This is a genomic window from Pseudochrobactrum sp. AO18b, from assembly GCF_000409565.1.
Taxonomy (GTDB): Bacteria; Pseudomonadota; Alphaproteobacteria; order Rhizobiales; family Rhizobiaceae; genus Pseudochrobactrum; species Pseudochrobactrum saccharolyticum.
Window position 1 is genome coordinate 1 of the sequence record NZ_ANNO01000287.1, and the last position, 4846, is coordinate 4846.

7 protein-coding genes are annotated in these 4846 nt (G+C 52.8%); 4 read left to right on the top strand and 3 right to left on the bottom strand.

Annotated features, from left to right (window positions below; all coding sequences use genetic code 11):
* From A918_RS20280 to exbB, 3 genes are all read right to left on the bottom strand, one after another.
* Positions 1–842, bottom strand: an 842-nt coding sequence (locus A918_RS20280; RefSeq protein WP_051139039.1) for a TonB family protein, incomplete at its 3' end; no start/stop codon positions are given.
* A 42-nt stretch (positions 843–884) separates the two neighbouring features.
* Complete coding sequence (gene exbD, locus A918_RS0111900; protein WP_022711288.1) at positions 885–1415, bottom strand: TonB system transport protein ExbD; 531 nt, start codon at positions 1413–1415, stop codon at positions 885–887.
* Positions 1416–1420: 5 nt separating this feature from the next.
* Positions 1421–2674: a tonB-system energizer ExbB gene (gene exbB, locus A918_RS20285; protein ID WP_084664789.1), complete on the bottom strand. Its 1254-nt coding sequence runs from the start codon at positions 2672–2674 to the stop codon at positions 1421–1423.
* A 475-nt stretch (positions 2675–3149) separates the two neighbouring features.
* Here exbB and A918_RS21830 point away from each other — a divergent pair, with 475 nt between their 5' ends.
* The 4 genes from A918_RS21830 (at position 3150) to A918_RS0111925 (ending at position 4706) form a co-directional block, all read left to right on the top strand.
* A complete protein-coding gene (locus A918_RS21830) occupies positions 3150–3308 on the top strand; it encodes a hypothetical protein (RefSeq protein WP_022711290.1) in 159 nt (52 codons plus the stop codon).
* Positions 3309–3575: 267 nt separating this feature from the next.
* Positions 3576–3905 (top strand): YqjD family protein, encoded by a 330-nt coding sequence (locus A918_RS0111915; protein ID WP_028233720.1) that lies wholly within the window; start codon positions 3576–3578, stop codon positions 3903–3905.
* A 1-nt stretch (position 3906) separates the two neighbouring features.
* Positions 3907–4365: a hypothetical protein gene (locus A918_RS0111920; RefSeq protein ID WP_022711292.1), complete on the top strand. Its 459-nt coding sequence runs from the start codon at positions 3907–3909 to the stop codon at positions 4363–4365.
* Between the two features lie 104 nt (positions 4366–4469).
* Complete coding sequence (locus A918_RS0111925; RefSeq protein WP_022711293.1) at positions 4470–4706, top strand: hypothetical protein; 237 nt, start codon at positions 4470–4472, stop codon at positions 4704–4706.
* The last annotated feature ends 140 nt before the right edge of the window (positions 4707–4846 follow it).

Below are 4846 nucleotides of genomic sequence, written 5' to 3' on the forward strand. Positions count from 1 at the left end.
GCCGGTGGCGGTGCCGGAACCGGTGAAGCCGCTTTCACAGCTGTCAAAGCAGCCTGATCCACTTGCGGATTGCCCGATGTCCCCGAAATACGGGCAGACAATACATTGCCTCCTGCATCAATCACAAAAGCAATCTGCACAATACCTTTATCGCCGCGTCCAAGCTTGCGCTGTGCTGTGCGTTTCTTACGCTCAAGATGTGCCTGCACTTTCGACTGCCATTTTGCCGAACTGACACCGGCAGATGCCGAGCTCTGGCGATTGGCATTAGCCGCAACGCGGGAAGAATTCTTCGCATTGATTTGCGGTGCGGAAGCGGCCTGTGTCTGCTCAGCTTTCTGAGTTTTCTTGGCTTTTTCCTTAGGTTTCGGCTTTTCTTTAGGCTTTTCCTGCTTTGGTTCTTTCTTTTCGACCTTAGGTTTTTCAACAACCTTCGGCAGAACCACTTCAGGCTTCGGCGCTTCAATGATTTCCGGAACTTCTTCTTCTACCGGCTCAGCTTCAGCCACTTCCTGAGGCTCTTCAACAGGTTCTTCAGGCGTTACTTCTTCAACCTGTTCCACCGGTTTTTCCGGTTCGATTTCAACTTCATCGGGATTTTGAGAAGCCTCGGCAGAAGGGGCAATGGAATCTTCTTCCACTTCCGGTGCCTGAGGAACCGGATCAAGCTCCATCATAATCGCTGCAGGCGGCTCACCATCCGGCACCATTTCCGGTACCGATGCATGTAGAGCATAAGCGCCGGCTGCATGCGCCATCAGCACGGCGGCACCGGCACCCAGCCAGCGCACCATATCTTTCCAGAGACCGGATGACGGTTCAACTGCGGAACCGTTTTTCATACCCCGAACCGGCGGATGATCGATCGGTAATTCCTTCACGTCTCACTCTCCTGCATTCTGGCCCGAAGTCTGACCCGAAGTTTGGCCCGAGCTTTGAGCTTCAGGCTGACCTGCCGGTGATCCCGCTGCAGGTGCACCGGTTGCATCACCCGCACCAAGCGTTTCCAGACCGACCAGCGCGATTTTGAGATAACCGGCCTCACGCAGCAGGTTCATAACATTCATCAGCTCGCCATAGCCGACAGTCTTGTCTGCACGGAGGAAAATACGCGTGTCTTTATTGCCTGCCGCCAGACGATCCAGTGTCGGCGCCAGCAAATCACGATTAACCGCATCATTACCAAGGCTGAGGCTCAGATCTTCCTTCAGCGTCAGATAAACCGGCTTGTCAGGACGTGGCTGCGGCGTAGCACTTGCCGCAGGCAAATCAACATTAATATCAACGGTTGCCAGAGGCGCTGCCACCATGAAGATAATCAGAAGCACCAGCATCACGTCGATAAACGGCGTTACGTTGATTTCATGGCTTTCCTGCAGGTCATCACCGGCATCTTCACGCAAACGGCTGCCCATATTCTTTACTCCGCTGCTTTCGTGACCGGAACAGTCTGAGCCACATTCTGACGGGCTGCCTGTTTCTGCACAATGTCACGGGCTGCACGCATATCCAGATCACGGCTGACAAGACGCTCAACACCGGCGCTCACATCGGCCAGCAGATGGCGGTAGGCGGTCACCGAACGGGCAAACATATTATAAATAATCACGGCCGGAATAGCGGCGACAAGACCGATCGCCGTTGCCAGAAGCGCCTCGGCAATACCCGGCGCCACAACAGCCAGATTGGTGGTCTGCGCTTCGGAGATACCGATAAAGGAATTCATAATCCCCCATACAGTACCGAACAAACCGACAAATGGTGCAACAGAACCAATTGTTGCGAGAATACCGGTGCCTTTGGCAAGACGACGTCCTGCACCGGCTTCAATACGGCTGAGGCGGGAAGCAACGCGTTCTTTCAGGCCTTCCCCGCCGACATAGGCAGCAGCAGATGCAGATTGTGTTACCTCTTCCTGTGCCGCACGGACAAGATGCGCACCGGGACCACGGGTTTTATCCAGCGCCTGCACTGCAGAAGCCAGATTGTCCGCATGGGATAGTTCCTTCAAGGCGCGACGGGCACGGCTGCGGGCACCGGTAATTTCCAGTGTCTTGGCAAGCCAGACTGTCCATGTGGCCAATGATGCAATCGCCAGACCGATCATAACGGCTTTAACAACCCAGTCAGCGGCCATGAACATGCCCCAAGGGGAAAGATCATGCGGAATCTGCAAGCCGTTATCAGCAGTACGAACCGGTGCGGCAGCCTGAGACTGACCGGCTTCCGGTGCAATACTGACCGGCTGGCCGGCAGGTTCTGTTTGCGCAGGCGTTACGGCGGACGGTGCGGACTGGGAGGATTGAGCTGCCGGATTGACCGGAGCAGGATTTGTTACTGCCGGAGCAGCAGTGCCTGTGGCTGGCTGTGAGGCAGCAGGCTCATTGGCAGGAGAAGATGTGGCCGGAGCGGACGTCGGTGCCTGTGCCGCTGGCGCTACAGGCGCTGCAGCAGGAGCAGATGGCGCTGCCTGAGGCGCAGATTGTGTTTCCGGAGAGGCTTGCGGGGCAGTCTGCTGTGGCTGCGCTTCCTGCGCCATAACTGGCGCTGAAAGTGTCAGCACATTACCGCCCGCAAGAAAAGCGGAAAGAATGAAAGCTGACAATCCTGTCTTGAATGATATTGCTGCCTTGGACACTGTCTTAACCACCGCGACGACCTCACTGCATTTCATTATCAGGGACAGCCGGCCTGTATTATTTCCAGCCTGTACAGGATCAACCTGCTCCGCATTTATGCGGATGTGCTGCATCAACCAGCAACTGCCTTTTTCTGGTTATGCAATACAACCATCAAACATGACTTCGCAAGTCATGTTTTAAAAAAACCGGTCATTCTACTGTTATTTGACCGGAAAGCGGAAGTTATTCACCAAAACAAACGGATGTTTTACGAATTTCATCACTGTCGCAAGGATTTCTCACATCCGCAATGCAGCTCCGGTGAGTCGCAGCTCCAGATTATGAGGGCACTATAGCGGCAAAACCATAATATGACAATTTGAAACAAGTTTGAGCACAAACCCGATAATCAGGGAAATATTAAGATCCTGACAAGGAACAATCATAAACCTGACGCATTAAAGCCGCATAATGCAGTGCATACCGTTATTGACTGACACCAATATCATCATGCTCCGGAGACAGTAGATGTTGCACAAAGACATGCAAACCATTGAAACTGCCGCCCGTACCGCAATGGCGGGATCTTATGAACCGGAACAACAGGAAAATGCGGTCTTACGTACCGGTTTTTATGTGACAGCCGGTTGTATTCTGATTGCAGCTCTCATTCTTATGATTGCCTGACACTCCTGCACTTTCTATCAGGTTTCCAATACAGGCTATGCCCGGCATATGCCTGTCTGCTTCCGCATGAGCTGATTTTGGAAACTGTGGCAATTAACCTTGGCAGCCGAATGTCTTCCGCCCCCCGCAACTGCTCTCTGGCGATGAATGCACGGAACCATTACGTTAAAGCCACGTTATATTTCTGAACCCAGACAATATGACTGAGCAGCCTCAAAGAAAATGAAATTGCTCAGTCATTTGAAATTTCAGCTTCCGGAGGCATCCATGGCTCGTGATACCAAAATCGTAAATGACATTCAGGACGACAGCACAGCAGAATTGCAGGCACAGATTGCCCAGCTTAAAGAAGATATTGCATCGATTGCCGCAACACTGACAGAAATGGGCTCACGAAAAATCAATCAGGCCAGACAAGATGCATCCGATGCCTATCAGGATATTTATGAACAGGGCGAAGATGCTCTGAGTTCCCTGAAGGACAGTGCCTGCTCCCTTGAGCAACAGGTCACCGATTATGTTCAGGAACGTCCGGTCACATCGATCGCTCTGGCAGCCGCGTTCGGTTATCTTTTCGCAGCTCTGACACGGCGCTGATATGCTGAAATTGTTCACACCGGTCATTTCAGCCATTATCGGCAGCGAAGTGCAGGCCGCAACGCAGCGTGCCAAACGCAGTGCCATTCTCTATGCGATTATGGCCGTGGCGCTGCTCACAGGTGCGTTCTTTCTGCTCCTCGCAGTCTTTTTCATTCTCATGATGAAATACGGTCTGATTATCGCAGCTCTGATAATCACAACCGGCTGTGTGGTGCTGGCGATCCTTGCCTATATCGTCAACCGCGTAATGGATAAGGCCGAGAAACGCCGTCTAGAAGAAAGACGCGCTGCCATTGACACCAACGCAGCGCTCACAGCAGCAGCGGTTGCCGCCGTGCCGACCTTGCTCAAGAAACCGCTTTTAACTTTAGCAGTACCGCTTGCAGGACTGATTGCAGTAACATTGCTGTCGCGGGACAAAAAATCCGGCAATAAAAAGCAGGATCCGGGCGGATAAGTTCCGCCCCCTCTCCCTTCGCAGTTTTAGGGCCGCAGTGTTAGGGCCGCAATGTTCGGGTCAAGGAGTTCAGTCCGCAAAGCCAAACCCTAAGGAGACCATTGATGACCAGTTCTACAAAAGCACAGCTTAATGAGATCCTCGCAGATATGTCCCTCACCAATCTGGATAAATCTGCTGCTATTCTGAAACTTCAGGAAGATGCGCGCGATCTTCAGCGCGCCGCAACAGAAGGCGGCATGGACCCTGATGACGGGCTGAACAAGGACCTGCGGGAAATTGAACTTGCACTGGAAACACTCGGTGTCAGTTCGGATGAGACCGGAGCAGCAACGCTTTAGAGCATTTCTGCCAGACCATGTCGCGGAAAAATGGGCACCGGTTTTCCGATAACAACATGCGCGACACAAGGAGACAGAGCGAGCGCAGTGGATACAATTAAACGCGTCACGCTCTGATTGCTCCGGCTATAAACAACACC

Coding starts and splice junctions, on each gene's coding strand:
- exbD (WP_022711288.1), bottom strand. CDS start 1,415: ATGGGCAGCCGTTTGCGTGAAGATGCCGGTGATGACCTGCAGGAAAGC.
- exbB (WP_084664789.1), bottom strand. CDS start 2,674: ATGAAATGCAGTGAGGTCGTCGCGGTGGTTAAGACAGTGTCCAAGGCA.
- A918_RS21830 (WP_022711290.1), top strand. CDS start 3,150: ATGTTGCACAAAGACATGCAAACCATTGAAACTGCCGCCCGTACCGCA.
- A918_RS0111915 (WP_028233720.1), top strand. CDS start 3,576: ATGGCTCGTGATACCAAAATCGTAAATGACATTCAGGACGACAGCACA.
- A918_RS0111920 (WP_022711292.1), top strand. CDS start 3,907: ATGCTGAAATTGTTCACACCGGTCATTTCAGCCATTATCGGCAGCGAA.
- A918_RS0111925 (WP_022711293.1), top strand. CDS start 4,470: ATGACCAGTTCTACAAAAGCACAGCTTAATGAGATCCTCGCAGATATG.